This is a genomic window from Pseudomonas sp. LBUM1656 (assembly GCF_059716065.1).
Genome location: NZ_CP166800.1, coordinates 4,407,575 through 4,433,761 on the forward strand (window position 1 = coordinate 4,407,575; position 26,187 = coordinate 4,433,761).

A 26,187-nucleotide genomic window follows, 5' to 3' on the forward strand; every position below is an offset into this window, starting at 1 on the left:
GCAAGTGCCTTACGGCGCTTGTGTTGCATCCGTAAGACCGCGTTATCGTTCATCGCGAGCAAGCTCGCTCCTACAGGTGAGCGCATTCCTCTGGGGAACGCGGTCACCTGTGGGAGCGGGCTTGCTCGCGAAGGCGATTTACCAGACACCATCAATCCTTGATTGCCTAGACGTGTGGATCGCCCGGGACCTTGCTCGGCGTCGCGTATTGTGGCTTGAGATGGCCGTCCTGATCGAGCAGCCAGGCGTCCATGATCTGCCGCACGACCGGGCCGGCGACACGACCACCGGCTTCACCGTTCTCGATCATCACCGAGATGACAATCTTCGGGTGTTCAGCCGGAGCGAATCCAACGAACAAGGCATTGTCGCGGTTACGCTCCAGGGTTTTCGCCCGGTTGTAGCGCTCGCCCTGCTTGATCGCGACCACTTGCGCCGTACCACTCTTGCCGGCGATCCGGTACTGAGCACCCTGCGCCGCTGCTCGGGCAATCCCGCGGGCGTCGTGCATCACCATTTGCATGCCATGGTTGACCTGCTCCCAGTCACGCGGGTCCTTGAGCAGGATGTTCGGCATCGGATGCTCGTCCACCGGCGCAACACCGTCCACGGTCTTCGCCAGGTGCGGTCGGTTCCACACCCCCTTGTTCGCGATCAGCGCGGTGGCTTGGGCCAGCTGCAGCGGCGTGACCTGCATGTAACCCTGGCCGATGCCGAGGATCACCGTCTCGCCCGGGAACCAGGCCTGACGACGCGTGGCGCGCTTCCAGGATTGGGATGGCATCAGGCCGGCAGACTCTTCGAACATGTCCAGCGAGACCTTTTCGCCGAGACCGAACATCGCCATGTAGTCGTGCAGGCGATCGATGCCCAGCTTGTGGGCCAGATCATAGAAGTAAGTGTCGTTGGAGCGCATGATCGCCGCGTCCATGTCCACCCAGCCGTCGCCGCTGTGGTTCCAGTTGCGGTATTTGTGATCGAAGTCCGGGAGTTGGTAGTAGCCGGGGTCGAAGACGCGAGTCTGAGGGGTGACGACGCCGGCATCGAGGCCGGCAATGGCCACTTCGGGCTTGATGGTCGAACCCGGCGCGTAAAGGCCGCGCAGGACGCGGTTGAACAGCGGCCGATCGATGGAGTCGTGCAGCGCTGCGTATTCCTTGAAGCTGATGCCGGTGACGAACAGGTTCGGATCGAAGCTGGGCTTGCTGACCATCGCCAGTACTTCGCCGGTCGACGGGTCGAGCGCGACTACTGAACCACGACGATCACCCAAAGCTTCCTCGGCCGCCTCCTGAAGTTTGACGTCCAGGCTGAGGACAATGTTTTTGCCGGGGATCGGATCGGTGTGCTTGAGCACTCGCAGTACGCGACCCTGAGCGTTGGTTTCGACTTCTTCGTAACCGACTTGGCCATGCAACTGCGACTCGTAAAATTTTTCGATGCCGGTCTTGCCGATGGATTGGGTGCCGCGGTACTCCACCGTATCAAGGGCTTTGGATTCTTTTTCGTTTATCCGGCCGACGTAGCCAATCGAGTGTGCGAAGTGCGCACCCAAGGGATAGTGACGAACGAATTGGGGCTCGACATCGATCCCCGGCAGACGGAACTCGTTGACCGCGAGTACTGCGATTTGCTGTTCACTGAGCTCGTAGAACAGGGTGACCGGCACGAACGGGTGACGCGCCTGCTTCATGGCCTTGTCGAACAGTGTCCGGTCTTCGGCGGGCAAGTGCAGGAGGTTGACCACTTCATCCAGTTCCTCTTTGACATCGGAAGCGCGTTCGCGAGTGATGGTCAGGTTGAAGCTGGGACGGTTGTCTGCGAGGACTACACCATTGCGGTCGTAGATCAGCCCTCTCGTGGGAGTGATCGGCAGCACATGTACGCGGTTGTTTTCGGAGATTGTGGAGTGATAGTCGAATTCAACCACTTGCAGGACATACATGCGCACCACTAGTGCGCAGGTAATAGCGACGACGAACAGGGCGCAAGCCATCAGTCTCTTGTTGACCAGGCGCGTCTCTTTTTCGTGGTCCTTGATGGGTATCGGTTGGGGCATTTCTGCAGCAGCTCTTTGACTAAAAAGGGGGAGCGCCGATCCGTAGGCTTGATATTCCATCCCTGAAAAAACGAGCTGCACCATACCAAAAACCAAGCGGTCACTTTAGCCCGATTTTCTCGAACAGGTGTCCTTGAGGGCCAAAACGACAGTCGGTTTTTTGTATGACTCGTGCGTTCTATTCAAGATTGATATTCCGATTCATGCATTTTTCTTGTAGGTGGGCCTGTAGATACTGGGTGCATGTCATTCCATTTCGTTTTCTGGGAGTCTTTTCATGCATCCACGATTTCAACGATTACTCGGTTCGAATGGGTTTTCCATCGGACTGGAACTGCCGCTGGATAACGATTGGTCCAGCAATGGACAACGGCTGCGGATTGCTGAGGATCGACCGTTCGGTGTCCCGGATTTGAAGCAGCACGCGACGATGGCGCGTTTGGCTGACAAAGCCGGTTTTCGAGCCCTGTGGGTACGTGATGTGCCGGTTTACGACCCTGACTTTGGCGATGCTGCACAGGTCTTTGAAACCTTTTCCTACCTTGGGTATTTGGCCGGGATCACTGAAAACATCATGCTCGGTGCGGCGGCGGTTGTGCTGCCATTGCGTCAGCCTTGGCTAACGCTCAAGACCGCCAACAGTGTTGATGAACTGAGTGATGGGCGTTTGCTGCTTGGGGTGGCCAGTGGTGACCGGCCGATGGAATATCCGTTGTTTGGGGTGGATTACGATCAGCGCGGAGAGATCTTTCGCGACACGGTTGAGTTGATACGCAGCCAAGGTGAAGGTCTATTGCCTGAGGGCGCTCGCCTGTTGCCAGAGCGCGATCACTCTGCACCTTTACTGGTGGCAGGTCTGGGCCAGCAATCACCTGCCTGGATTGGTGAACACATGGATGGGTGGCTCGCCTACCCTGGCACGCCGGATGAGCATCGGCGTCGAGTGGGACTGTGGCGGGAAGTCGGAGGCGATAAGCCTTACATCAGCTTTGTACACCTGGACCTGGCAGCAAATCCTCATGCCCCCATGCGACGTGTGCGCTTCGGTGGGAGTTGTGGACGGCAGGCCTTGATTGATGAGCTTCAGGCGTTGCGTAATGCGGGCGTGCAACATGTCGGCTTGCACGTGCGTCGTAGCGAACGCCCTGTGGCGGAGGTTATTGAAGAAATCGCAGAACACGTACTGCCGAAGTTTCACTAACGACGCAGGCGGATCCAGGGGCAGTTATCAGGCTGCCCTTTTCCTTGCGCCACTTTTCTGCGGGCAAAACAAAACCCCAACTGCTTTCGCAATTGGGGTTTCGGAATTTAATCTTGACGATGACCTACTCTCACATGGGGAAACCCCACACTACCATCGGCGATGCATCGTTTCACTGCTGAGTTCGGGATGGGATCAGGTGGTTCCAATGCTCTATGGTCGTCAAGAAATTCGGTAGCCAGGTCGTTCTCTCTTGCGAGATTACGCTCCAGCGAATGGGTATGTGATGGTCAGGTGTTTTGTGAGTGTCTCGAACTTTCGGTTCGTTTCGTCTTCACACACCGCAATCTGGTGCCTTTTCAGGTCAGCAAATTGCTTGGGTGTTATATGGTCAAGCCTCACGGGCAATTAGTATTGGTTAGCTCAACGCCTCACAGCGCTTACACACCCAACCTATCAACGTCGTAGTCTTCGACGGCCCTTCAGGGGACTCAAGGTCCCAGTGAGATCTCATCTTGAGGCTAGTTTCCCGCTTAGATGCTTTCAGCGGTTATCTATTCCGAACATAGCTACCCGGCAATGCCACTGGCGTGACAACCGGAACACCAGAGGTTCGTCCACTCCGGTCCTCTCGTACTAGGAGCAGCCCCTCTCAAATCTCAAACGTCCACGGCAGATAGGGACCGAACTGTCTCACGACGTTCTAAACCCAGCTCGCGTACCACTTTAAATGGCGAACAGCCATACCCTTGGGACCGGCTTCAGCCCCAGGATGTGATGAGCCGACATCGAGGTGCCAAACACCGCCGTCGATATGAACTCTTGGGCGGTATCAGCCTGTTATCCCCGGAGTACCTTTTATCCGTTGAGCGATGGCCCTTCCATACAGAACCACCGGATCACTAAGACCTACTTTCGTACCTGCTCGACGTGTCTGTCTCGCAGTCAAGCGCGCTTTTGCCTTTATACTCTACGACCGATTTCCGACCGGTCTGAGCGCACCTTCGTACTCCTCCGTTACTCTTTAGGAGGAGACCGCCCCAGTCAAACTACCCACCATACACTGTCCTCGATCCGGATAACGGACCTGAGTTAGAACCTCAAAGTTGCCAGGGTGGTATTTCAAGGTTGGCTCCACGCGAACTGGCGTCCACGCTTCAAAGCCTCCCACCTATCCTACACAAGCAAATTCAAAGTCCAGTGCAAAGCTATAGTAAAGGTTCACGGGGTCTTTCCGTCTAGCCGCGGATACACTGCATCTTCACAGCGATTTCAATTTCACTGAGTCTCGGGTGGAGACAGCGCCGCCATCGTTACGCCATTCGTGCAGGTCGGAACTTACCCGACAAGGAATTTCGCTACCTTAGGACCGTTATAGTTACGGCCGCCGTTTACCGGGGCTTCGATCAAGAGCTTCGCGTTAGCTAACCCCATCAATTAACCTTCCGGCACCGGGCAGGCGTCACACCCTATACGTCCACTTTCGTGTTTGCAGAGTGCTGTGTTTTTAATAAACAGTCGCAGCGGCCTGGTATCTTCGACCGGCATGGGCTTACGCAGTAAATGCTTCACCCTCACCGGCGCACCTTCTCCCGAAGTTACGGTGCCATTTTGCCTAGTTCCTTCACCCGAGTTCTCTCAAGCGCCTTGGTATTCTCTACCCAACCACCTGTGTCGGTTTGGGGTACGGTTCCTGGTTACCTGAAGCTTAGAAGCTTTTCTTGGAAGCATGGCATCAACCACTTCGTGTTCTAAAAGAACACTCGTCATCAGCTCTCGGCCTTAGAATCCCGGATTTACCTAAGATTCCAGCCTACCACCTTAAACTTGGACAACCAACGCCAAGCTGGCCTAGCCTTCTCCGTCCCTCCATCGCAATAACCAGAAGTACAGGAATATTAACCTGTTTTCCATCGACTACGCTTTTCAGCCTCGCCTTAGGGACCGACTAACCCTGCGTCGATTAACGTTGCGCAGGAAACCTTGGTCTTTCGGCGTGGGTGTTTTTCACACCCATTGTCGTTACTCATGTCAGCATTCGCACTTCTGATACCTCCAGCAAGCTTCTCAACTCACCTTCACAGGCTTACAGAACGCTCCTCTACCGCATCACCTAAGTGATACCCGTAGCTTCGGTGTATGGTTTGAGCCCCGTTACATCTTCCGCGCAGGCCGACTCGACTAGTGAGCTATTACGCTTTCTTTAAAGGGTGGCTGCTTCTAAGCCAACCTCCTAGCTGTCTAAGCCTTCCCACATCGTTTCCCACTTAACCATAACTTTGGGACCTTAGCTGACGGTCTGGGTTGTTTCCCTTTTCACGACGGACGTTAGCACCCGCCGTGTGTCTCCCATGCTCGGCACTTGTAGGTATTCGGAGTTTGCATCGGTTTGGTAAGTCGGGATGACCCCCTAGCCGAAACAGTGCTCTACCCCCTACAGTGATACATGAGGCGCTACCTAAATAGCTTTCGAGGAGAACCAGCTATCTCCGAGCTTGATTAGCCTTTCACTCCGATCCACAGGTCATCCGCTAACTTTTCAACGGTAGTCGGTTCGGTCCTCCAGTTAGTGTTACCCAACCTTCAACCTGCCCATGGATAGATCGCCCGGTTTCGGGTCTATTCCCAGCGACTAGACGCCCTATTAAGACTCGCTTTCGCTACGCCTCCCCTATTCGGTTAAGCTCGCCACTGAAAATAAGTCGCTGACCCATTATACAAAAGGTACGCAGTCACCCAACAAAGTGGGCTCCCACTGCTTGTACGCATACGGTTTCAGGATCTATTTCACTCCCCTCTCCGGGGTTCTTTTCGCCTTTCCCTCACGGTACTAGTTCACTATCGGTCAGTCAGTAGTATTTAGCCTTGGAGGATGGTCCCCCCATATTCAGACAAAGTTTCTCGTGCTCCGTCCTACTCGATTTCATGACTAAGAGATTTTCGCGTACAGGGCTATCACCCACTATGGCCGCACTTTCCAGAGCGTTCCGCTAATCTCAAAGCCACTTAAGGGCTAGTCCCCGTTCGCTCGCCACTACTAAGGGAATCTCGGTTGATTTCTTTTCCTCAGGGTACTTAGATGTTTCAGTTCCCCTGGTTCGCCTCTTAAGCCTATGTATTCAGCTTAAGATAACCATCTTATGATGGCTGGGTTCCCCCATTCAGACATCTCCGGATCAAAGTCTGTTTGCCGACTCCCCGAAGCTTTTCGCAGGCTACCACGTCTTTCATCGCCTCTGACTGCCAAGGCATCCACCGTATGCGCTTCTTCACTTGACCATATAACCCCAAGCAATCTGGTTATACTGTGAAGACGACATTCGCCGAAAATTCGATGCTGCTCAATTAAGAGCAACTCACAAATTTTACCTTAGCCTGATCCGTTACCAGTGAAAGTAACGTTCAGTCTATCTTTCTATCACATACCCAAATTTTTAAAGAACGATCTAATCCAAAGACTAGAAATCAACATTCACCATCATCACAATGGAATGCTCATTTCTAAGCTTTCAACAAACAGAAGCAGTAGTGGTGGAGCCAAACGGGATCGAACCGTTGACCTCCTGCGTGCAAGGCAGGCGCTCTCCCAGCTGAGCTATGGCCCCGTATTTCTACAGGTTCCCACACAAAATTGGTGGGTCTGGGCAGATTCGAACTGCCGACCTCACCCTTATCAGGGGTGCGCTCTAACCAACTGAGCTACAGACCCAATTTCGGGCTGCTTCTTATCGTCTTCTTCAATGAATCAAGCAATTCGTGTGGGAACTTATGGAGCAGCTGATGTCGTCGATTAAGGAGGTGATCCAGCCGCAGGTTCCCCTACGGCTACCTTGTTACGACTTCACCCCAGTCATGAATCACACCGTGGTAACCGTCCTCCCGAAGGTTAGACTAGCTACTTCTGGTGCAACCCACTCCCATGGTGTGACGGGCGGTGTGTACAAGGCCCGGGAACGTATTCACCGCGACATTCTGATTCGCGATTACTAGCGATTCCGACTTCACGCAGTCGAGTTGCAGACTGCGATCCGGACTACGATCGGTTTTCTGGGATTAGCTCCACCTCGCGGCTTGGCAACCCTCTGTACCGACCATTGTAGCACGTGTGTAGCCCAGGCCGTAAGGGCCATGATGACTTGACGTCATCCCCACCTTCCTCCGGTTTGTCACCGGCAGTCTCCTTAGAGTGCCCACCATTACGTGCTGGTAACTAAGGACAAGGGTTGCGCTCGTTACGGGACTTAACCCAACATCTCACGACACGAGCTGACGACAGCCATGCAGCACCTGTCTCAATGTTCCCGAAGGCACCAATCCATCTCTGGAAAGTTCATTGGATGTCAAGGCCTGGTAAGGTTCTTCGCGTTGCTTCGAATTAAACCACATGCTCCACCGCTTGTGCGGGCCCCCGTCAATTCATTTGAGTTTTAACCTTGCGGCCGTACTCCCCAGGCGGTCAACTTAATGCGTTAGCTGCGCCACTAAGAGCTCAAGGCTCCCAACGGCTAGTTGACATCGTTTACGGCGTGGACTACCAGGGTATCTAATCCTGTTTGCTCCCCACGCTTTCGCACCTCAGTGTCAGTATCAGTCCAGGTGGTCGCCTTCGCCACTGGTGTTCCTTCCTATATCTACGCATTTCACCGCTACACAGGAAATTCCACCACCCTCTACCATACTCTAGCTTGTCAGTTTTGAATGCAGTTCCCAGGTTGAGCCCGGGGATTTCACATCCAACTTAACAAACCACCTACGCGCGCTTTACGCCCAGTAATTCCGATTAACGCTTGCACCCTCTGTATTACCGCGGCTGCTGGCACAGAGTTAGCCGGTGCTTATTCTGTCGGTAACGTCAAAACACTTACGTATTAGGTAAATGCCCTTCCTCCCAACTTAAAGTGCTTTACAATCCGAAGACCTTCTTCACACACGCGGCATGGCTGGATCAGGCTTTCGCCCATTGTCCAATATTCCCCACTGCTGCCTCCCGTAGGAGTCTGGACCGTGTCTCAGTTCCAGTGTGACTGATCATCCTCTCAGACCAGTTACGGATCGTCGCCTTGGTGAGCCATTACCTCACCAACTAGCTAATCCGACCTAGGCTCATCTGATAGCGCAAGGCCCGAAGGTCCCCTGCTTTCTCCCGTAGGACGTATGCGGTATTAGCGTCCGTTTCCGAGCGTTATCCCCCACTACCAGGCAGATTCCTAGGCATTACTCACCCGTCCGCCGCTCGCCACCAGGTACAAGTACCCGTGCTGCCGCTCGACTTGCATGTGTTAGGCCTGCCGCCAGCGTTCAATCTGAGCCATGATCAAACTCTTCAGTTCAAACATCTTTGGGTTTTTAAGAAACCCTAAACTTGGCTCAGCAATCGTTGGTTACATCTTTGATTTCTCGCGGAGTAACTTGTGATGCTGATAATCTTGTTGACTATCAGTCTGACTCCACAAGCACCCACACGAATTGCTTGATTCAGTTGTTAAAGAGCGGTTGGTTAAGATCTTTCGTCTCAACCGAGGCGCGCATTCTACAGCAGCCTCTGTTGCTGTCAAGCGGTTATTTTCAGAAGTTTTCAAAGTTTCCTTTGCAACTTCAACCACTTGCGCTTTCGATCTCTCGTTAGCGGGAGGCGAATTCTACAGCGTTACTCGCTGCTGTCAACACCTCTTTTTCTCCGCTTTCGACCGAGAAGATCGAACCGTCAATCAAGCCAAACAACCTCGCTTGATCAACTCCTTCTGGGCTTCGATGACCTGAAGCAACTCGCTGTCGAAAACTGCGTAACTCTTTGTTTACCAAGGAGTTTTCCGTTTCGACTGCGCCGGAAGTGGGGCGAATTATAGACTTCCAGAATCTGCCGTCAACCCCTAATTTGGCTTTTCTATCAGGATGTCCAAAATCGCTGCATATATATAGACGCAACCGCCGCAAGTGCGCAGTATATTGCTCAACGCACAGAGCAACACTCTCGCCTCCTACTTCGGACGATGCCCCGTAATGAATGACCATCCCCGCAGACTCGCCTCGACCCTGTTTTCGGTTGGCCTGCTATTAATAGCCATGGCTTCGATCCAGTCCGGAGCTTCACTGGCCAAAAGCATGTTCCCGATAATTGGTGCTCAGGGGACCACCACCCTGCGGCTGCTCTTCGCCAGTGTGATCATGCTGGTCCTGTTGCGCCCATGGCGGGCGAAGCTCACCGCAAAGTCCCTGCGTACCGTCATCGTGTACGGGATGGCACTGGGCGGCATGAATTTCCTCTTCTATATGTCGTTGCGTACCGTCCCCCTGGGTATTGCCGTTGCCCTGGAGTTCACCGGACCGCTGGCGGTGGCTATCTATGCCTCACGCCGCGCGATCGACTTCTTGTGGATAGCCCTGGCGGCCATCGGCTTGCTGCTTTTGATACCGACAGGTGCGACAACGGCTGGAATCGACCTTGCAGGTGCCGGTTATGCCTTGGGTGCGGGTGTGTGCTGGGCACTGTACATCCTGTTCGGCCAGAAGGCCGGTGCCGACAATGGCGTGCAGACCGCAGCACTGGGAGTAATGATCGCTGCACTGTTCGTTGCCCCTATCGGCATCGTCCATGCCGGTGCCGCCCTGCTGACTCCGTCATTGATCCCCTTGGCCATCGGTGTCGCCCTTCTCTCCACAGCGGTGCCCTACACGCTGGAGATGATCGCTCTCACCCGAATGCCGACCCGTACCTTCGGCACATTGATGAGCATTGAGCCTGCTATTGGCGCGCTGTCGGGCCTGCTGTTTCTCCATGAGTACCTCACACTGTCACAGTGGATGGCGATCATGTGCATCATTCTGGCTTCCGTAGGCGCGACCATGACCATGGGAAGTGCTGCCAAGCCAGCGGTCGCGGCGGATTGAGACAGGATTTGACGCAGGTCTGGTATTTACCGCTCAATTAGGCCATGTTTAGGCCCGTAACCCAGTGTCAGACATGGATTTTTCAGGATAGGGATATCAGAACGCTTCAAGCGAAAGCGACTGCAGCCACACCCGGGCACAAGATCCGGGAACGCTATAAGGACAGTAATGAAACGAATTTTGCTACTGATCGCCGTACTCGCAATTGCGGGCTGCGCGGCGACATCGAAAACTCAGGTCAAACACGGCAAGAAAGGTCTGCATATCAACTGTTCCGGACTTTCGTCATCCTGGGACAAGTGCTACACCAGCGCCGCCAACTCGTGTGCGCCCAAGGGTTACAAGGTTATCGCCAAATCCGGGGATGCCGTGGAAGAGCCGGGCGATTACCCATTTGGCCTCAACCCTGCCGGCTATACCAGCCGAAGCATGATCGTCATTTGCAAATAGGTTGATGCCGCCCGGCAATCTGGCGACCCATCTCATCGTAATTGGACTTCAGAACAACGCGCTGAATGTCCGGGGTGGCCAGCATTCGCGCCACGACCAACGCACCGATACATTGCGACAGAATTGCCCACGCCAGGCTGTCGCTTTCCAGAACCCTCGCCCAACTCGCCTGCAACTGACAAATCCAGACTTCCGCCTGCTGGCGAATAGCGATATCCGAACGGGCGATTTCGGCTCCCAATACCGGTAATGCACAACCGGACTCCGGATGCTCGACATGGGACATGCTCAGATAATGCTTCAGGCAACGTTCGAGCCTCTCGCAATCCTGATCAGCACCCAGCTGTTCCAGGCTTTGGCACAACTCACGCTCGACGATCGAAGCAAACAGTTCGTCCTTCGACGAAAAATGACTGTAGAAAGCGGCGCCACTCAAGCCGATCGCCTTCATCAGCCCGTCGACACCTACCGTAGAAAAACCAGACTTTTTGGCCGACACCGCGCTGCTTGCCAGCAGTTTCTCTCTTGTTTCCAGCTTGTGGTTGGCCGAGTAACGCATTGCCTTGCCCTCAGGATTGATCGTCTTGACGCCTGCCAAATCCTAGCATAACGTTCGTTCAGTTAACGATCGTTCAGCAAAGGGATCTACCCATGAATAATAAGAAGGTCGTACTGGTTGTCGGCGCAGGTGATGCCACCGGCGGCGCCATTGCCAAGCGTTTTGCCCAGGAAGGTTTCGTTGCCTGCGTTACGCGTCGCAGCGCGGACAAACTCCAACCGTTGGTTGATGCAATCAAGGCCAACGGCGGCGACGCCCACGGATTTGCCTGTGATGCACGCAAGGAAGAGGACGTGATTGCGCTGGTCGAACAGATTGAAACCGAGATCGGCCCCATCGAAGCGTTCGTTTTCAACATCGGCGCCAATGTGCCGTGCAGCATTCTTGAAGAAACCGCCCGCAAGTACTTCAAGATCTGGGAAATGGCCTGTTTCTCGGGTTTTCTCAATGCGCGTGAAGTGGCCAAGCGGATGGCCAAACGCCAACGAGGTACGATTCTGTTCACCGGCGCCACCGCAGGCCTGCGCGGTGCGGCGGGATTTGCAGCGTTCGCCGGCGCCAAGCATGGGATTCGTGCACTGGCCCAAAGCATGGCCCGGGAACTGGGACCGATGAATATTCACGTTGCCCACGTGGTCGTCGACGGCGCCATCGATACTGACTTCATTCGCAACAGTTTTCCGGAAAAGTACGCGACCAAGGACGAGGACGGCATCCTCAATCCCGAGCACATCGCCGAGAACTATTGGTACTTGCACAGCCAGCCCCGGGACGCCTGGACTTTCGAACTGGATCTGCGCCCCTGGAACGAACGCTGGTAAGCCTCCCCCCAACAACAATAAGCAGAGCGCACCGACAATGAGCAAAACCGTAGAGTTCTTTTTCGATCTTGGCAGCCCCGCCACTTATCTGGCGTACACCCAATTGCCGAAGATCTGCGAGCAGACCGACAGCCAGCTGATCTACAAACCGATGCTGCTGGGCGGGGTCTTCAAAGCCACCGGCAACGCTTCACCGGCGACCATCCCGGCCAAAGGTCGCTACATGTTTCAGGACCTCGATCGCTATGCGAAGCGCTACGGCGTACCACTGAAGTTCAACCCCCACTTCCCTATCAACACGCTGATGCTGATGCGCGCTGTAACGGGTATGCAGTTGCGCCATCCCGAGCGCTTCCATGCATTCATCGATTGTCTGTTTCACGCACTCTGGGTGGAGGGAAGCAGCCTCGATGATCCGGCGACTGTTGCAACCGTGCTGACGCAAAATGGTTTCGATCCCAACGAAGTATTGGCCCTCACCGCCGATGAGGAAGTCAAAGCCGCTCTCAAGGACAACACCGAGAAAGCGGTCCAACGAGGCGTATTCGGCGCACCGAGCATGTTCGTCGGTGACCAGTTGTACTTCGGCCAGGATCGGCTGGATTTCGTCATTGAGGCCCTGAGTTAAATCTCGATGACCAAGCGTCCTTTAGCAGCTCCAGCAGCGAGCAGTTCATGGGCGGCCTCGGCGGTTTGCAAAGTGAACTGCCGCGGGTCGAGCAACGGCTTGAGCTTACCGGCCTCAATCAACTGCGTGGCTTCCCGAAGGATCTGTCCGTGATGCTCGCCTCCCTTGCCGGTCAACAAAGGCAACAAGGTAAACACTCCGGAGTAGGTCGCGCCCCGAAACGACAACGGCGCCAAACTGTGCTGCCCCCATCCGAGGCAGCTCACCACGTGCCCCTCGTAAACCCGAGCGGCCTTGAAGGAAGCGTCCAGCGTTTCACCGCCCACCGTGTCGTAGACAATATCGAACCCCTCTCCCGCCGTGTGCTCAGCCACATAGTCCTCGACCGAAGCCTTGCGGTAATCGATAAACGTCGCACCGAAGCTTTCGATGGTCGCCTGTTGCCCCGCCGAGCCAGTGGCGAACACTTCAGCACCCAAAGCACGGGCTATTTGGACAGCCACATGCCCGACACCACCCGCACCGCCGTGAATCAGCACCTTCTGACCCGCTCGAACCCGAGCCCGGTCCACCAGTCCTTCCCATGCTGTAATCAGCACCAGCGGCAACCCGGCCGCCTCACGCATATTCAGGTTGTCCGGCTTGTGCGCCAACAGCCGCGCATCGACCACTGCGAACTCAGCAAGTGAACCTTGCGCACCGCCGATTCCGGTCGCCATCGCATAAACCTCATCACCCGGCAGCCATCCGCTGACGCCCTCTCCCAACGCCTCAACCGTCCCCGCGAGATCCATGCCCAGCACCGCCGGCAACGGCTGCCGCGCATGAGCCGCCTGCCCCGAACGAATCTTGGCATCCAACGGGTTTACCCCGCTGGCTTTGATCCTGACCAGCACCTGGCCCGGTCCAGGCACAGGCCGCTGAATGGAAGCCAAGCGTAAAGGCCCATTGGCCGAATCAACAATCAGAACACGCATTTCAAGTGAGTCAGTCATTTCGCAAATTCCAGTCAGAGGTAGCTGTAGGACCGATCTTCCTCCCGCACACTCATGCCGATAAGACGCTATATAGCTATAGTGACCATGCCCATTTGGCATCAATGAGAAACCCCGTGGACAAACTCAATGCAATGGCCATCTTCGTCCGGGTCGTCGAACGTGGCAGTTTTTCTGCCGTGGCCCGGGAGATGCAGACCAGCCAGCCGACCATCAGCAAAGTATTGAGGGCGCTGGAAACAGAACTGGGCGGAAAGCTGATTTCCCGCAGCACCCGCCAACTCTCGCTGACGGACGAAGGCCAGCGGTACTACAACGAATGCCGACAAATCCTGGCGGCGGTGGACGCGGCGGAACACAGTTTTCAATCTGGCCGGGAAACCGTTGCCGGCAACCTGAAGATCGGCTCCTCCGTCAGTTTCGGACGTTTGCAAATTGCACCGCGACTCCCTGAGTTTCTGAAGCAACATCCACAGGTTCAGATAGACCTGCAACTCAGTGACCAGAATCAGGATCCGGTCAGCGAAGGCCTGGACGTTACGTTCAGAATCGGCGAACTGACCGACAGCGGCCTCATTGCCCGCCACATCGGCACCACCCACCGGGTGACGGTCGGAGCGCCGAGCTATCTCAAGCAACACGGCCAGCCAACAACACCGGACGAACTGCGCGGACACAATTGCCTGCAATTCAACTTGCTGAACAGTCAGAACCTATGGATTTACGAGCGAGGCGCCCAACGTCACGAAGTGCGAATCAAGGGCAATGCGCAAAGCAACAACTCCGAGGCGATTCGCGAGATGGTGTTGGGAGGACTGGGGATTGCGATGTCGCCGGTGTGGTTGTTCAGCGAGGATCTGAACGCCGGTAGGGTGATTGCGATTTTGCAGGACTACACCGCGCAGTCGTTACCGATTCATGCCGTGTCCCCGGCGAATCGTCGCCAATCCGCCAGGGTCAAAGCCTTTGTCGACTACATGACTCAGGCGCTCGAAAAAGCGCCTGAACTCCAACCGATCAAATAGCCTCAGTGCGGGTGTTCAGCCAATCAAGGGCCTCGCCATCCAGCAACGGGCTCAAGCGCTCGCGCACCTCGGCGTGATAAGCATTAAACCACTGCTTCTCGTCCAACGTCAGCAGCGACGGTTCCAGGCAGCGGGTGTCGATAGGGCACAGGGTCAGGGTTTCGAATTTCAGGAACTCGCCGAATTCGCTCTTGCCTGCTTCGGTGTTCAACACCAGGTTCTCGATCCGCACACCCCAACGGCCCGGACGGTAAGTACCCGGTTCGATGGAGGTGATCATGCCCGGTTGCATCGCGGTTTGCGGGGCAGCGGCAGCCTGATACGCGATGACCTGCGGACCTTCGTGAACGTTGAGGAAGTAGCCGACGCCATGCCCGGTGCCATGTCCGTAATCCACGTTTTCAGCCCAGATCGGCGCGCGGGCAATCGAATCGAGCAACGGCGAAAGAATGCCTTTCGGGAATTGCGCACGAGACAAGGCGATCACGCCTTTGAGCACCCGCGTGCAATCGCGCTTCTGCTCATCCGTCGGCGTACCGACCGGCACCATCCGCGTGATGTCGGTGGTACCGCCCAGGTATTGACCACCGGAGTCGATCAACAACAGACCGTCACCCTCGATCACCGCGTGTTCTTCTTCGGTGGCGTGGTAGTGCGGCATCGCCCCATTGGCATTGAAGGCGGCAATGGTGTTGAAGCTCAGCGACACATAACCCGGACGACGAGTACGCGCGGCCGTCAGGTGTTCGTCGATGGTCAGTTCGGTGATGCGCTCACGACCCAACGCAGAGTCCAGCCAGGTGAAGAATTCGCACAGTGCTGCGCCGTCCTGCTCCATGGCCTGACGAATATGTTTGGCATCGGCCAGGCTCTTCTGTGATTTGGCCAGAGTGGTCGGGTTCAGGCCTTCGACCAGTTTCACACCACTGTCCAGGTTTTCCAGCAAACCGGCGGTCACGCGCGCCGGATCGACTTGCAGGCTCGCGCCACTCGGCACAGCACTCAAGGCGTCTGCCACTTCGCTGTAATCGCGCAGGGTCACGCCGTCTTGTTCGAGGACCGCACGCAGCTCGGCATCTACTTTGCTCAGGGCCACGAACAGGGTGGCCTGCTCCTGGCTGATCAAGGCGAAGGAAACGAATACCGGGTTGAACGACACATCGCCACCGCGCAGGTTGAACAGCCAGGCGATGTCATCGAGGGTGGCAATGAAGTGCCAGTCAGCGCCACGTTCTTTCAAGACTTCACGCAGCTTCGCGAGTTTTTCGCCACGGCTGACGGTCGCCTGAGGCGGCAAGTGTTGATAGATCGGCTCGTTCGGCAGCGTCGGACGGTCACTCCAGACTTCGCTCAACAGGTCGATGTCGGTGCGCAGGGTTGCGCCACGCTCTTCGAGTTTACCGCCCAGGGTCCGGGCCGATGCAACGGCCATCACCGCGCCATCCACCGCGACCACGCCGCCCTCAGGGGTTTGCTCGGCCAGCCAGTCCAGCGGGCCGGGCTGGCCCGGTTGCAACTTGACCAGTTCGATGCCGCTGCCATTGAGTTCCTTGGTCGCTTGTTCCCAATAACGGCTGTCGGCCCAGACGCCGGCGAAGTCCGGGGTAACGATCAGCGTGCCGACCGAACCATGAAAGCCCGACAACCACTGCCGCCCTTGCCAATAACCCGGCAGGTATTCCGAGAGGTGCGGATCGGCCGACGGCACCAGCAGGGCATGAATGCCCTCCCGGCTCATCAGTTCGCGGGTTTGCGCCAGGCGCTCGGGCACCGATCCATTGATCGAAAGCTGCGTACTCATCATGTCTCCTGCTAATCACTTCATCATTATTGTTGAGTGCCGATCAACGCCGGCACTGTCAGGCCTTATTGCCAGAATGCCGGGGCACTGGCGCAGGCTGCTTTGATCAGTTGTACCGCTTGGTCGATGTCCTGCTCGGTGGTGAACCGGCCGAGACTCAAGCGGATGGTGCGACTCGCCGAGCGGGCGTCATGCCCCAGGGCCAGCAGCACATGGGAAGGCGCATTGCTGGCGGAGTTACAGGCCGAGGTCGCGGAAAACGCGATCGAGCTGCTCAACGCCGCGGAATTGAACTCGCCTTCGTTGAAGGTCAGGCTCAGGGTGTGGGGAATGCGTTGGGTCGGGCTGCCATTGAGCCGAACGCCGGGGATGCTCAGCAGTTGCCCGAGCAAGCGTTCGCGCAGTCCCACGATTGTGGTTTTTTCTTCATCGAACGCTGCGGCCGCCAAGGCGAAGGCCACGCCCATGGCGGCGATCTGGTGAGTCGCCAGGGTCCCGGAACGTAAACCGCCCTCGTGGCCGCCTCCGTGAATCTGCGCCTGCAAACGCTGTTGCGCGCGCGGGCCGACGTACAGGGCGCCGATGCCTTTCGGACCGTAAATCTTGTGCGCCGAAAACGACATCAGGTCCACCGGCAAGCGGGCCAGATCGATCACCACTTTGCCCGCGCCCTGGGCCGCATCGACATGGAACAGCGCATCACGGTCACGCACGATCTGGCCGATGGCCGCGATGTCATTGACCGTGCCCAACTCGTTGTTGACCAGCATCAGCGACACCAGAAAGGTGTCTTCGCGCATCGCCTCGCTGACCGCTTGCGGGGTAATCAGTCCCTCGGCGTCAGGCACCAGGTAAGTCACTGCAACACCGGCGTCCTGCAACTGCTTCGCCGTGTCGAGGATAGCCTTGTGTTCGATCTGACTGGTGATGATGTGGCCGCCGGACACCCCGCGGGCCTGCGCCACGCCCTTGAGGGCCAGGTTGTTCGATTCGGTGGCACCGGAGGTCCAGACGATCTGTTCTGCCTGGGCACCGACCAGCTCAGCGACCTGGCGCCGCGCCTGCTCGACCGTTTGCCGGGCCTGCTGGCCGAAGGCATGGGAGCTGGACGCCGGGTTGCCAAAGTTTCCGTTGAAACCCAGACACTCGACCATGACCTTGATGACTCGCTCATCCACCGGCGTGGTGGCGGCGTAGTCAAAATACAGAGGACGTTTATTCATAGAAAACTCGCAGAGCATGTTCCGGGATCAGGAGGCTCGTCACTGAAACATCAAAGCGCAGCCTCGTGAGCTGCGCCGATCGTTCAGAACGTTAGAAATACCTGATCGGAGGCCGTTAAAGAAGAACAACTTCATTTAAAAGTGCGTAGGAACGCTCCTGAAGTCGAGCTTAACAGGCATCGGCCAACCGGTTGAAGCGATGTGTCAGCTAAAGCTCTCGATCAATAACGGATACAGCGAAGCCACCAACAGCAAGGCCATGCCCCAGTTGAACAGGCGCAACCAGCGACGATCCTTCAACACATTGCGCAACAACGTGCCGCAACCGGCCCAGACGCCGACGCTCGGCAGGTTGATCAAGGCAAACACCGCGGCAATCACGATCACGTTGGTGAAATAGCCCTGCATCGGCGTGTAGGTGCTGATGGCGCCGATGGCCATGATCCAAGCCTTGGGATTGACCCACTGAAACGCCGCCGCGCCCAGGTAGCTGATCGGCTTGCTGTCGCCCTGTTCACTCTCCGAGACCGGGCCTGAATGGGCTATTTTCCACGCCAGATACAGCAAGTACGCCGCGCCGACGTAACGCAGCACCGTGTAGAGCAACGGATAGGTTTGAAACACGGCGCCAAGACCGAAACCGACCGCCACGACGAGCACGAAGAAGCCGCAAGTGATGCCCAGCATGTGCGGGATGGTGCGGTGAAAGCCGAAGTTCACACCCGATGCCAGCAACATGGTGTTGTTGGGGCCGGGGGTAATCGAGGTGACGAGGGCAAACAGGGCGAAGCCCATCAGCAGTTCGAGCGAGAGCATGAGCGGCAGTCCAATCAGGGTCAGTCAGGTGTTGACCCTATCGCACGCCCCGGGGGAAACCCATGGACAGTTACGTAAAACTTCGAGCGGTACAGTTTTCGATCAGCTTGGACGACCGTGAAGCTGTACAGCACGTTCGGCGTTCATCTCGCCTTGTTTGTCGAAACTGAACGACTTTTGCGGCTGGCCGAGCAATTCGGCTTTTTTCGCATGGTACTCGTCGAAGGACAAACCTCGACGATTCAAGGCTTCCAACGCCAGTTCGCGACTTTCTTCAGCGGTGTACGGCCGTAATTCAGGCGAAACATGGCTGGCACATCCGGCGAGAACGGAGACCGCGAGCAGCAAGAAAGTGGCGATTAGAGGTTTCATCTGTGGCGTCCTGGCATCTGGGTTCGGGGCAATGAACACAGGCTACTCGCGCCCTTCGATGGGCAGAAATCAACGCTCTCGATAGTGGCTATCGAATTTGGCTAACGACGCTCAGCCGAGCCGGCTCTTATCTCCAAACGATCTATAAATATTAATTTAATGTCTTTTGCAGAATAACAACGAGCCTTTATAACGACTCCATCGCCTCAGCCAACTGTTGCCCTGGCAACTGTTTGCCAGGCAACAGTCATTCAACAAACAGCCCTCGAAATCGCACAGCGCCCACTGACCGATGCGCTGCAAGCCCCGGAAAACGGGGCTTGTAAGGATTGGTACAGCTCTTGCTCAAGTCAGTGACTCCTCACTGCTCCCTGAGCAACTGTTTAAAAAGGAACTGATCATGTCGCGTCCATTGAAAGTCGTTGCCCTCTCCGGCGGTACCTGGCGTCCGTCTCGCACGCTGGTGCTGACCCAAGCGCTATTGGCCGAGCTGTCCGAGCAATTGCCGATCGAGAGCAAGCTGATCGAGTTGGGCGACATCGCCAGGCCACTGGGCGCCGCGCTGTCCCGCCAGGAATTGAGCGCCGAGATCGAAGCCGAGCTGCAAGCGATCGAGAACGCCGACCTGCTGATCGTCGCCGCGCCGGTTTATCGCGGCTCCTACCCTGGCCTGCTCAAGCACCTGTTTGACCTGATCGACCTCAACGCGCTGATCGACACGCCGGTTTTGCTGGCTGCCACCGGTGGCAGCGAACGGCATGCGCTGGTGCTCGATCATCAGTTGCGGCCGCTGTTCAGTTTCTTCCAGGCCCTGACCTTGCCGATTGGCGTCTACGCCACCGAAGCCGATTTCGCCAATTACCAGATAACCAGTGAGCCCTTGAAGGCCCGCATTCGTCTTGCTGCAGAACGCGCTGCGCCGCTGTTTGGCGTGTCCCCCAAAAATCTGCTGAAAATCGCTTAAGGATTTCTTCATGGATGTTTTCTGGTTCCTGCCGACCCACGGCGACGGCCATTACCTGGGCACCACCCAGGGCGCGCGCCCTGTGACGCTCAACTATTTGAAACAAGTGGCGCAAGCCGCTGACAGCCTTGGCTACCACGGCGTGCTGATTCCTACCGGGCGCTCCTGCGAGGACTCGTGGGTGATCGCCTCGGCGCTGGTGCCATTGACCGAACGCCTGCGGTATCTGGTGGCGATCCGCCCCGGGATCATCTCGCCGACGGTTTCGGCGCGCATGGCTGCCACGCTGGATCGACTGTCCAATGGCCGGTTGCTGATCAACGTGGTGACTGGCGGTGATCCAGATGAAAACCGCGGCGACGGGATCTTCCTCGATCACGGCGAGCGCTATGAGGTCACCGACGAATTCCTGCAGATCTGGCGCCGCGTGTTGCAAGGCGAATCAGTGGATTTCGAAGGCAAACACCTGCAAGTGCAGAACGCCAAGGCGCTGTATCCGCCGGTGCAGAAACCCTATCCGCCACTGTATTTCGGTGGCTCCTCCGAAGCGGCCCATGAACTCGCCGCCGAGCAGGTTGATGTCTACCTGACCTGGGGCGAACCGCCGGCCGCCGTTGCGGAAAAACTGGCTGATGTGCGTGAACGTGCAGAGCGAAACGGTCGCACGGTGAAGTTCGGGATTCGCTTGCATGTGATCGTTCGCGAGACGGCCAAAGAAGCCTGGAAGGCGGCGGACAAACTGATCGAGCACATCAGCGACGAGACCATCGCCGCGGCGCAGAAATCGTTCTCGCGTTTCGACTCCGAAGGTCAGCGACGCATGGCGGCACTGCATGACGGGCGCCGCGACAACCTGGAAATCTCGCCCAACCTGTGGGCCGGTGTCGGCCTGGTGCGCGGCGGCGCCGGGACGGCGCTGGTCGGTGACCCGCAGCAAGTGGCGGCGCGGATCAAGGAGTACGCGGACCTGGGGATCGAGAGTTTCATCTTCTCCGGCTACCCGCACCTCGAAGAGGCGTATCGCTTTGCCGAGTTGGTGTTCCCGCTCTTGCCCGAGCCGTACGCGAGCCTCGCGGGGCGGGGCGTCACCAACCTCACCGGGCCGTTTGGTGAAATGATCGCCAATGACGTACTGCCCGCCAAAGCCACGGCCTGACCACGCAAAACCTGTGGGAGCGGGCTTGCCCGCGAAAGCGTACGTACAGCCGACATTTATTTTGAATGTTCCGACGCCTTCGCGGGCAAGCCCGCTCCCACAGGGATTTGCTCCGATTTCGAAGAGGAACCCCGCGTGACTGCCAAGCCGCAAAGTGCCCTGTTATCCCCTTTGCAGACCGCCCGCCAGTTGGCCGCCGAGTTTGCCCTGACTGCCGTCGAGCGCGACGAGCGTGGCGGTACGCCCAAGGCCGAACGTGACGCCTTGCGCCAAAGCGGTCTGCTCGCATTAAGCATTCCCGTCCAGTACGGCGGCCTCGGCGTCAGCTGGAGTGACACCTTGGGCATCGTGCGCGAGTTCGCCAAGGTCGACAGTTCGATCGCCCATGTCTTCGGTTTCCATCACCTGATGCTCGCCACCGTGCGCCTGTTCGCCAGGCCCGAGCAGTGGCAACCGTGGTTTGAACAGACCGCGCGCAAAAACTGGTTCTGGGGCAACGCGCTCAACCCGCTGGACACCCGTACCGTGGTGAAAAACCTCGGTGGCTGGCGGGAGTTTTCCGGCAAGAAAAGTTTCTGCTCCGGTGCCACTGACTCGGAAATGCTGATCGCTTCGGCCGTTGATGAAAGTGCCGGTGGCAAGCTGCTGATCGCCGCGATTCCCAGCGGTCGCAGCGGTATCACCCTGCACAACGACTGGAACAACATGGGCCAGCGCCAGACCGACAGCGGCAGCGCGACGTTCGAGCGAGTGCGGGTCGAGGAATCGGAACTGCTGCTCGATCCGGGTCCGCTGAGTACACCATTTGCCTGTCTGCGGCCGTTGATTGCCCAACTTACATTCACCCACATGTTCCTCGGCATTGCCGAAGGGGCTTTCGAAGAAGCGCGGCAATACACGCTCACCGAGACCCGACCGTGGCATAAATCCAGCGCACAGGATGTGCGTCAGGATCCTTATGTGCTTGGTCATTACGGCGAATTCTGGGTCGCCCTCGAAGGCGTTCGACTGCTGGTGGAACGCGCCGCCGGGTTGCTCGACAAGGCGTGGGCCAAGGGCCCGAACCTCAGCGCCGAAGAACGCGGGCAGCTCGCCACGGCCATCGCCACCGCGAAAGTCGCGGCCACGCGCAATGGCCTGGAGATCTGTAGCCGCTTGTTCGAAGTCACCGGCGCGCGCTCGACTCACGCCTCGCTACGACTGGACCGCCACTGGCGCAACCTGCGCACGCAAACCCTGCACGACCCGGTGGATTACAAACTCCATGAACTGGGCGACTGGGCGTTGAACCAGTCCCTGCCGATCCCGACTTTCTATTCATAGCCTTCTATTCAGGGAGCCTGCCTGATGCAACTTCTGACCCTACCGCCCTCGCCCGCCCTGGCCACGTCGATCCGCGCCACCGCGCAGGTGTTCGAAGACCCGAAATCCCAGGCCTTGCTCGCGCACATTCAACAAGTCGCACCGAGTGAAGCCAGCGTGCTGATCATCGGCGAAACCGGCACCGGCAAGGAGTTGGTGGCGCGGCACATCCACAATCTGAGCGCCCGGCGTAATCGGCCGTTCGTGGCGGTGAACTGCGGGGCGTTCTCCGAATCCCTGGTGGAAGCCGAGTTGTTCGGCCATGAAAAAGGTGCGTTCACCGGGGCGCTGAGCGCCAAGGCCGGCTGGTTCGAAGAGGCCGATGGCGGCACCTTGTTCCTCGACGAGATCGGTGATTTGCCGATGGCGATTCAGGTCAAGTTGCTGCGCGTGCTGCAAGAGCGCGAAGTGGTGCGCCTCGGTTCGCGCAAGAGCATTCCCATCGACGTGCGGGTGCTGGCGGCGACCAACGTGCAGTTGGAGAAAGCCATCAACGCCGGGCATTTCCGTGAGGATTTGTACTACCGCCTCGACGTGGTCAGCCTGGAACTGAGCCCGCTGCGCGACCGCCCCGGCGATATCCTGCCGCTGACTCGACATTTCGTCGAAGCCTACAGCCAGCGTCTGGGTTACGGCAGCATCACCATCAGCAAAGAGGCCGAGCTGAAACTGCGCAGCTACAGCTGGCCGGGCAACATCCGTGAACTGGAAAACGTGATTCACCACACCCTGCTGATCTGCCGCAACGGCGTGATCGAACGCGATGACCTGCGGCTGTCGAACATGCGTATCGAGCGTCAGGATGATCACCACAGCAACGTCGACGACTCACCGGAAGCCTTGCTCGACCGGGCCTTTCAAAAGCTTTTCGAAGAACAGGCCGGTGCACTCCACGAGAAAGTCGAGGACGCCTTGTTGCGCGCGGCTTATCGCTTCAGCCATTACAACCAGGTGCACACCGCTGCCCTGCTGGGCTTGAGCCGCAACGTCACGCGCACGCGACTGATAAAGATCGGCGAACTGGCGGTGAACAAGCGCCGGCCTACGGAAAACGTTCAGGGTGAGCGCTTGATGCAGTTGTCGATTTAACCTACTAAGTTGCAGTGCAACGCGTCGTCGTGGCTACGTTCCAGACTGTGCAGCACCTGGAACGAGCCGAAGGTCACGGTTTTCGCCTGATGGGCGCGAATCAGTTGCCAGAAATCCTGCTCGCCGCTTTCAAAGCTCTGAAACGCGGCTTCTCCCGCCTCGCGAGATTGCCATTGCAGGTAGTTGAGCACCCGCCGGCCGTCGTCGCTGGCCTGGATGCTCGCACTCAGAAAACCGCTGTAGCCTTGGGCCAGGCGTTCGGTCTGCTTTGATAATGCCGACACCAACGCGGGTTGCTGATGGGGTTCGATCTCGAATTCGATCAACTGGGTGAAGCTGCGATTTTTCTCTGGCGCTGGCATGAAGAGTCCCCACTGACGTGAAAGCCGGACCTTGCGATCCGAAGGCCTGCAGGGTAAAACCTCAAGTTAACTAGAGGTCAAGAGGCATTTTTCAAATGATCACCTCGGAACATTTGCACAAGGAACTCACCGTCGGCCAATTGGCTGCGCGCAGCGGCGTGGCGGTCACGGCGCTGCACTTTTATGAATCCAAGGGCTTGATCAAAAGCAATCGCAATCAGGGCAACCAGCGGCGCTATCCACGGGAAGTGTTGCGGCGAGTGGCGTTGATCAAGGTGGCCCAGCGCTTGGGGATTCCACTGGCGGAGATCGGCGAAGCGCTGAAAGCCTTGCCGGATAACCGCGCGCCGACGGCGGCGGACTGGAAGATGTTGTCGGCGCAGTGGAGCCGGGATCTGGATGAGCGGATCAATCAATTGACCTTGCTGCGGGACAAGCTCAATGGCTGTATTGGCTGCGGGTGTTTGTCGATGGAGGCGTGTCCGTTGCGTAATTTTGGCGATGTGCTGGGGGAACTGGGGTCGGGAGCGCAGCTGCTTGAATCGGGGACTGACCCGAAATAGCGGTGCGGCTTTCGCGGGCAAGCCACGCTCCCACAGTTTTTTGTGTTGTTCGCAATTTTTATAAGCGACACAGAACCTGTGGGAGCGTGGCTTGCCCGCGATGGCGTCCTCATGGTCAACAGAAGCTTAGAACCCTGCTCGGTTGATGGCTGAACAGTGGCGCTGCTGCTCGTCGGGGACTCGGCTGTGCAAAAGGCGCTGACCTATAGTTATCCGACCGGAAATCGGCGAAGGAACACCTTCAACTCACTACAACAAGGGAGCACCGTCATGAGCGTCAAACCCATTCCAGAGGGTTATCACAGCATCACGCCTTATCTGGGCATTCAGAAAGCGGCCGAAGCCATCGAGTTCTACAAGAAAGCCTTTGGTGCCACCGAAGTCATGCGCCTGGCCATGCCGGATGGCGGGATTGGCCACGCTGAACTGCGCATCGGCGATTGCCCGATCATGCTCGGTACGCCGTGCGATCAGGGGCCATTGAGCAATCCGGACAGGTCGCCGTCCGTGGGGCTGCATTTGTATGTGAACGATGTGGACACGTCCTATAAACAGGCAATTGCAGCGGGCGGCACGGTGGTGTCTGAGGTCAAGGATCAGTTCTATGGCGACCGCTCGGGGACGTTGAGAGATCCCTATGGGCATCTCTGGTTTCTGGCTACGCGCAAGGAGGATTTGACTCAGGAGCAGATTGAGCAGCGGGCGAAGGAGATGTTTCAGCAGGGTTGAGATCCTCGGTGGAGCCTACGGCCCCTTCGCGAGCAAGCCCGCTCCCACATTTGATCTTCATCAGACCCAAGTTATGTGTTCACAGAAAATCAAATGTGGGAGCGGGCTTGCTCGCGAAGAGGCCCTCACAGGCATCGCCTATCTCCCTGAACACACTTCATGAACAAGCGCTCCACGCTTCGCGCCTTGTCCCCGGCGCGCAACACTTTCAGGATGCAGGCAACTACAACAAGGACTCGCCCATGTTCGCCGGATTCCTGAAAGACCAGCGCCACGTCAACGGTGTGGACATTGCCTGCCGCATCGGCGGCAGCGGACCGGGCCTGCTGTTGCTGCACGGTCACCCGCAGACCCACGTCATCTGGCACAAGGTCGCCGAACAACTGGCCGAGCACTTCACCGTGGTCGCCGCCGACTTGCGCGGCTACGGCGACAGCGGCAAGCCGCCGGCCAATGATCACCACACAAACTATTCCAAACGAGAAATGGCCAAGGACAGCGTCGAACTGATGAAGTCCCTGGGTTTCGAACAGTTCTCGGTACTGGCTCACGACCGTGGTGCCCGAGTGGCTCATCGCCTGGCGCTGGATCATCCCGATACCGTACAACGCATGGTGCTGCTGGACATCGCACCGACCCTGTCGATGTACGCGCAAACCAACGAAGCCTTTGCCCGTGCCTATTGGCACTGGTTCTTCCTGATCCGCCCGGCACCGCTGCCGGAAACCCTGATCGAAGCCGACCCCGAAGCCTATCTGCGCAGCGTGATGGGCAGCCGCAGCGCCGGGCTCAAGCCGTTTACCCCCGAGGCCTTCGGTGAATACGTGCGCTGCCTGAAACTGCCGGGCACCGCGCGCGGCATCTGCGAGGACTACCGCGCCAGCGCCAGCATCGACCTGGAGCATGACCGTGCCGATATCAAGGCCGGTCATTATCTGCACCTGCCGTTACTGGTTCTGTGGGGCGCCGAAGGGACGGTCGGGCGCTGTTTCGCGCCGCTCAAGGAATGGCAACACGTGGCCACCGACGTCCGTGGCAAGGCCCTGCCCGCTGGCCATTACATCGCCGAAGAAGCCCCTGAACTGCTGCTGGCCGAAGTGCTGGGTTTCCTGCGCTGATCGTTG

21 protein-coding genes, 2 tRNA genes and 3 rRNA genes are annotated in these 26,187 nt (G+C 57.5%); 13 read left to right on the plus strand and 13 right to left on the minus strand.

What is annotated here, in order from left to right:
• Positions 1-166 precede the first annotated feature (166 nt).
• A complete protein-coding gene (gene mrdA / locus ACA072_RS19795) occupies positions 167-2,059 on the minus strand; it encodes a penicillin-binding protein 2 (RefSeq protein WP_497620032.1) in 1,893 nt (630 codons plus the stop codon).
• Positions 2,060-2,336: 277 nt separating this feature from the next.
• On the opposite strand from mrdA, the gene ACA072_RS19800 reads away from it, so the two are divergent.
• Positions 2,337-3,260 (plus strand): TIGR03571 family LLM class oxidoreductase, encoded by a 924-nt coding sequence (locus tag ACA072_RS19800; RefSeq protein ID WP_497620034.1) that lies wholly within the window; start codon positions 2,337-2,339, stop codon positions 3,258-3,260.
• Between the two features lie 111 nt (positions 3,261-3,371).
• On the opposite strand, the gene rrf is transcribed toward ACA072_RS19800, so the two are convergent.
• The 5 genes from rrf to ACA072_RS19825 all read right to left on the minus strand — a co-directional run bounded on the left by rrf (position 3,372) and on the right by ACA072_RS19825 (position 8,590).
• Positions 3,372-3,487 (minus strand): 5S ribosomal RNA (rrf, locus tag ACA072_RS19805).
• A 160-nt stretch (positions 3,488-3,647) separates the two neighbouring features.
• Positions 3,648-6,539: ribosomal RNA gene (locus ACA072_RS19810) — 23S ribosomal RNA — on the minus strand.
• A gap of 250 nt (positions 6,540-6,789) precedes the next feature.
• A tRNA-Ala gene (locus ACA072_RS19815) sits at positions 6,790-6,865 on the minus strand.
• A 27-nt stretch (positions 6,866-6,892) separates the two neighbouring features.
• Positions 6,893-6,969 (minus strand) — tRNA-Ile (locus ACA072_RS19820).
• Positions 6,970-7,051: 82 nt separating this feature from the next.
• Positions 7,052-8,590, minus strand: a 16S ribosomal RNA gene (locus tag ACA072_RS19825).
• Together the 16S, 23S and 5S rRNA genes with 2 tRNA genes alongside form the textbook arrangement of a ribosomal RNA operon.
• Before the next feature lie 670 nt (positions 8,591-9,260).
• Here ACA072_RS19825 and rhtA point away from each other — a divergent pair.
• On the plus strand, positions 9,261-10,148 hold the full coding sequence (gene rhtA / locus ACA072_RS19830; protein WP_497620036.1) for a threonine/homoserine exporter RhtA: 888 nt from the start codon (positions 9,261-9,263) through the stop codon (positions 10,146-10,148).
• A gap of 168 nt (positions 10,149-10,316) precedes the next feature.
• Entirely contained in the window at positions 10,317-10,598 is a 282-nt protein-coding gene (locus ACA072_RS19835; RefSeq protein WP_010461128.1) for a hypothetical protein, read from the plus strand.
• Here ACA072_RS19835 and ACA072_RS19840 read toward each other — a convergent pair.
• A complete protein-coding gene (locus tag ACA072_RS19840) occupies positions 10,585-11,157 on the minus strand; it encodes a TetR/AcrR family transcriptional regulator (RefSeq protein WP_497620038.1) in 573 nt (190 codons plus the stop codon). The two genes, ACA072_RS19835 and ACA072_RS19840, sit on opposite strands and share 14 nt — an antisense overlap.
• 92 nt (positions 11,158-11,249) lie before the next feature.
• Here ACA072_RS19840 and ACA072_RS19845 point away from each other — a divergent pair, with 92 nt between their 5' ends.
• Together ACA072_RS19845 and ACA072_RS19850 are read left to right on the plus strand one after the other, a co-directional pair.
• Positions 11,250-11,978: an SDR family oxidoreductase gene (locus ACA072_RS19845; protein WP_131060120.1), complete on the plus strand. Its 729-nt coding sequence runs from the start codon at positions 11,250-11,252 to the stop codon at positions 11,976-11,978.
• A gap of 37 nt (positions 11,979-12,015) precedes the next feature.
• Complete coding sequence (locus ACA072_RS19850; protein ID WP_497620040.1) at positions 12,016-12,606, plus strand: 2-hydroxychromene-2-carboxylate isomerase; 591 nt, start codon at positions 12,016-12,018, stop codon at positions 12,604-12,606.
• Here ACA072_RS19850 and ACA072_RS19855 read toward each other — a convergent pair.
• The gene (locus tag ACA072_RS19855; protein ID WP_497620042.1) at positions 12,603-13,601 is read right to left on the minus strand and encodes a zinc-dependent alcohol dehydrogenase family protein; all 999 of its coding nucleotides are present in this window, start codon (positions 13,599-13,601) and stop codon (positions 12,603-12,605) included. The genes ACA072_RS19850 and ACA072_RS19855 overlap by 4 nt on opposite strands.
• Before the next feature lie 104 nt (positions 13,602-13,705).
• On the opposite strand from ACA072_RS19855, the gene ACA072_RS19860 reads away from it, so the two are divergent.
• Complete coding sequence (locus ACA072_RS19860; protein ID WP_497620044.1) at positions 13,706-14,626, plus strand: LysR family transcriptional regulator; 921 nt, start codon at positions 13,706-13,708, stop codon at positions 14,624-14,626.
• Here the strand turns inward: ACA072_RS19860 and ACA072_RS19865 are convergent.
• The 4 genes from ACA072_RS19865 to ACA072_RS19880 all read right to left on the minus strand — a co-directional run bounded on the left by ACA072_RS19865 (position 14,619) and on the right by ACA072_RS19880 (position 18,838).
• The gene (locus ACA072_RS19865) at positions 14,619-16,427 is read right to left on the minus strand and encodes an aminopeptidase P family protein (protein ID WP_497620045.1); all 1,809 of its coding nucleotides are present in this window, start codon (positions 16,425-16,427) and stop codon (positions 14,619-14,621) included. The genes ACA072_RS19860 and ACA072_RS19865 overlap by 8 nt on opposite strands.
• A 65-nt stretch (positions 16,428-16,492) precedes the next feature.
• Entirely contained in the window at positions 16,493-17,650 is a 1,158-nt protein-coding gene (locus tag ACA072_RS19870; RefSeq protein WP_497620046.1) for a cysteine desulfurase family protein, read from the minus strand.
• Between the two features lie 204 nt (positions 17,651-17,854).
• Positions 17,855-18,466, minus strand: a complete 612-nt coding sequence (locus ACA072_RS19875; RefSeq protein WP_497620047.1) for a LysE family translocator — start codon at positions 18,464-18,466, stop codon at positions 17,855-17,857.
• A 102-nt stretch (positions 18,467-18,568) separates the two neighbouring features.
• Positions 18,569-18,838, minus strand: a complete 270-nt coding sequence (locus ACA072_RS19880; RefSeq protein WP_131060115.1) for a hypothetical protein — start codon at positions 18,836-18,838, stop codon at positions 18,569-18,571.
• Between the two features lie 400 nt (positions 18,839-19,238).
• Here ACA072_RS19880 and msuE point away from each other — a divergent pair, with 400 nt between their 5' ends.
• From msuE to ACA072_RS19900, 4 genes are all read left to right on the plus strand, one after another.
• On the plus strand, positions 19,239-19,802 hold the full coding sequence (msuE, locus tag ACA072_RS19885) for an FMN reductase (protein WP_497620049.1): 564 nt from the start codon (positions 19,239-19,241) through the stop codon (positions 19,800-19,802).
• A 10-nt stretch (positions 19,803-19,812) separates the two neighbouring features.
• On the plus strand, positions 19,813-20,958 hold the full coding sequence (gene ssuD / locus ACA072_RS19890) for an FMNH2-dependent alkanesulfonate monooxygenase (protein ID WP_497620050.1): 1,146 nt from the start codon (positions 19,813-19,815) through the stop codon (positions 20,956-20,958).
• Positions 20,959-21,093: 135 nt separating this feature from the next.
• A complete protein-coding gene (locus tag ACA072_RS19895) occupies positions 21,094-22,281 on the plus strand; it encodes an acyl-CoA dehydrogenase family protein (RefSeq protein ID WP_497620052.1) in 1,188 nt (395 codons plus the stop codon).
• Positions 22,282-22,305: 24 nt separating this feature from the next.
• Positions 22,306-23,409, plus strand: a complete 1,104-nt coding sequence (locus ACA072_RS19900) for a sigma-54 interaction domain-containing protein (RefSeq protein WP_497620053.1) — start codon at positions 22,306-22,308, stop codon at positions 23,407-23,409.
• Here the strand turns inward: ACA072_RS19900 and ACA072_RS19905 are convergent.
• On the minus strand, positions 23,406-23,771 hold the full coding sequence (locus ACA072_RS19905) for an antibiotic biosynthesis monooxygenase (RefSeq protein ID WP_497620054.1): 366 nt from the start codon (positions 23,769-23,771) through the stop codon (positions 23,406-23,408). The genes ACA072_RS19900 and ACA072_RS19905 overlap by 4 nt on opposite strands.
• Positions 23,772-23,866: 95 nt before the next feature.
• Here ACA072_RS19905 and soxR point away from each other — a divergent pair, with 95 nt between their 5' ends.
• The 3 genes from soxR to ACA072_RS19920 all read left to right on the plus strand — a co-directional run bounded on the left by soxR (position 23,867) and on the right by ACA072_RS19920 (position 26,181).
• Positions 23,867-24,334 carry a redox-sensitive transcriptional activator SoxR gene (soxR, locus tag ACA072_RS19910; RefSeq protein WP_497620055.1) on the plus strand — a complete coding sequence of 156 codons (468 nt, stop codon included), beginning with the start codon at positions 23,867-23,869 and terminating at the stop codon, positions 24,332-24,334.
• Positions 24,335-24,604: 270 nt separating this feature from the next.
• Complete coding sequence (locus tag ACA072_RS19915) at positions 24,605-25,063, plus strand: VOC family protein (protein WP_497620057.1); 459 nt, start codon at positions 24,605-24,607, stop codon at positions 25,061-25,063.
• Positions 25,064-25,305: 242 nt separating this feature from the next.
• Entirely contained in the window at positions 25,306-26,181 is an 876-nt protein-coding gene (locus ACA072_RS19920; protein ID WP_497620059.1) for an alpha/beta fold hydrolase, read from the plus strand.
• The last annotated feature ends 6 nt before the right edge of the window (positions 26,182-26,187 follow it).

Coding starts and splice junctions, on each gene's coding strand:
- mrdA (WP_497620032.1), bottom strand. CDS start 2,059: ATGCCCCAACCGATACCCATCAAGGACCACGAAAAAGAGACGCGCCTG.
- ACA072_RS19800 (WP_497620034.1), top strand. CDS start 2,337: ATGCATCCACGATTTCAACGATTACTCGGTTCGAATGGGTTTTCCATC.
- rhtA (WP_497620036.1), top strand. CDS start 9,261: ATGAATGACCATCCCCGCAGACTCGCCTCGACCCTGTTTTCGGTTGGC.
- ACA072_RS19835 (WP_010461128.1), top strand. CDS start 10,317: ATGAAACGAATTTTGCTACTGATCGCCGTACTCGCAATTGCGGGCTGC.
- ACA072_RS19840 (WP_497620038.1), bottom strand. CDS start 11,157: ATGCGTTACTCGGCCAACCACAAGCTGGAAACAAGAGAGAAACTGCTG.
- ACA072_RS19845 (WP_131060120.1), top strand. CDS start 11,250: ATGAATAATAAGAAGGTCGTACTGGTTGTCGGCGCAGGTGATGCCACC.
- ACA072_RS19850 (WP_497620040.1), top strand. CDS start 12,016: ATGAGCAAAACCGTAGAGTTCTTTTTCGATCTTGGCAGCCCCGCCACT.
- ACA072_RS19855 (WP_497620042.1), bottom strand. CDS start 13,601: ATGACTGACTCACTTGAAATGCGTGTTCTGATTGTTGATTCGGCCAAT.
- ACA072_RS19860 (WP_497620044.1), top strand. CDS start 13,706: ATGAGAAACCCCGTGGACAAACTCAATGCAATGGCCATCTTCGTCCGG.
- ACA072_RS19865 (WP_497620045.1), bottom strand. CDS start 16,427: ATGAGTACGCAGCTTTCGATCAATGGATCGGTGCCCGAGCGCCTGGCG.
- ACA072_RS19870 (WP_497620046.1), bottom strand. CDS start 17,650: ATGAATAAACGTCCTCTGTATTTTGACTACGCCGCCACCACGCCGGTG.
- ACA072_RS19875 (WP_497620047.1), bottom strand. CDS start 18,466: ATGCTCTCGCTCGAACTGCTGATGGGCTTCGCCCTGTTTGCCCTCGTC.
- ACA072_RS19880 (WP_131060115.1), bottom strand. CDS start 18,838: ATGAAACCTCTAATCGCCACTTTCTTGCTGCTCGCGGTCTCCGTTCTC.
- msuE (WP_497620049.1), top strand. CDS start 19,239: ATGTCGCGTCCATTGAAAGTCGTTGCCCTCTCCGGCGGTACCTGGCGT.
- ssuD (WP_497620050.1), top strand. CDS start 19,813: ATGGATGTTTTCTGGTTCCTGCCGACCCACGGCGACGGCCATTACCTG.
- ACA072_RS19900 (WP_497620053.1), top strand. CDS start 22,306: ATGCAACTTCTGACCCTACCGCCCTCGCCCGCCCTGGCCACGTCGATC.
- ACA072_RS19905 (WP_497620054.1), bottom strand. CDS start 23,771: ATGCCAGCGCCAGAGAAAAATCGCAGCTTCACCCAGTTGATCGAATTC.
- soxR (WP_497620055.1), top strand. CDS start 23,867: ATGATCACCTCGGAACATTTGCACAAGGAACTCACCGTCGGCCAATTG.
- ACA072_RS19915 (WP_497620057.1), top strand. CDS start 24,605: ATGAGCGTCAAACCCATTCCAGAGGGTTATCACAGCATCACGCCTTAT.
- ACA072_RS19920 (WP_497620059.1), top strand. CDS start 25,306: ATGTTCGCCGGATTCCTGAAAGACCAGCGCCACGTCAACGGTGTGGAC.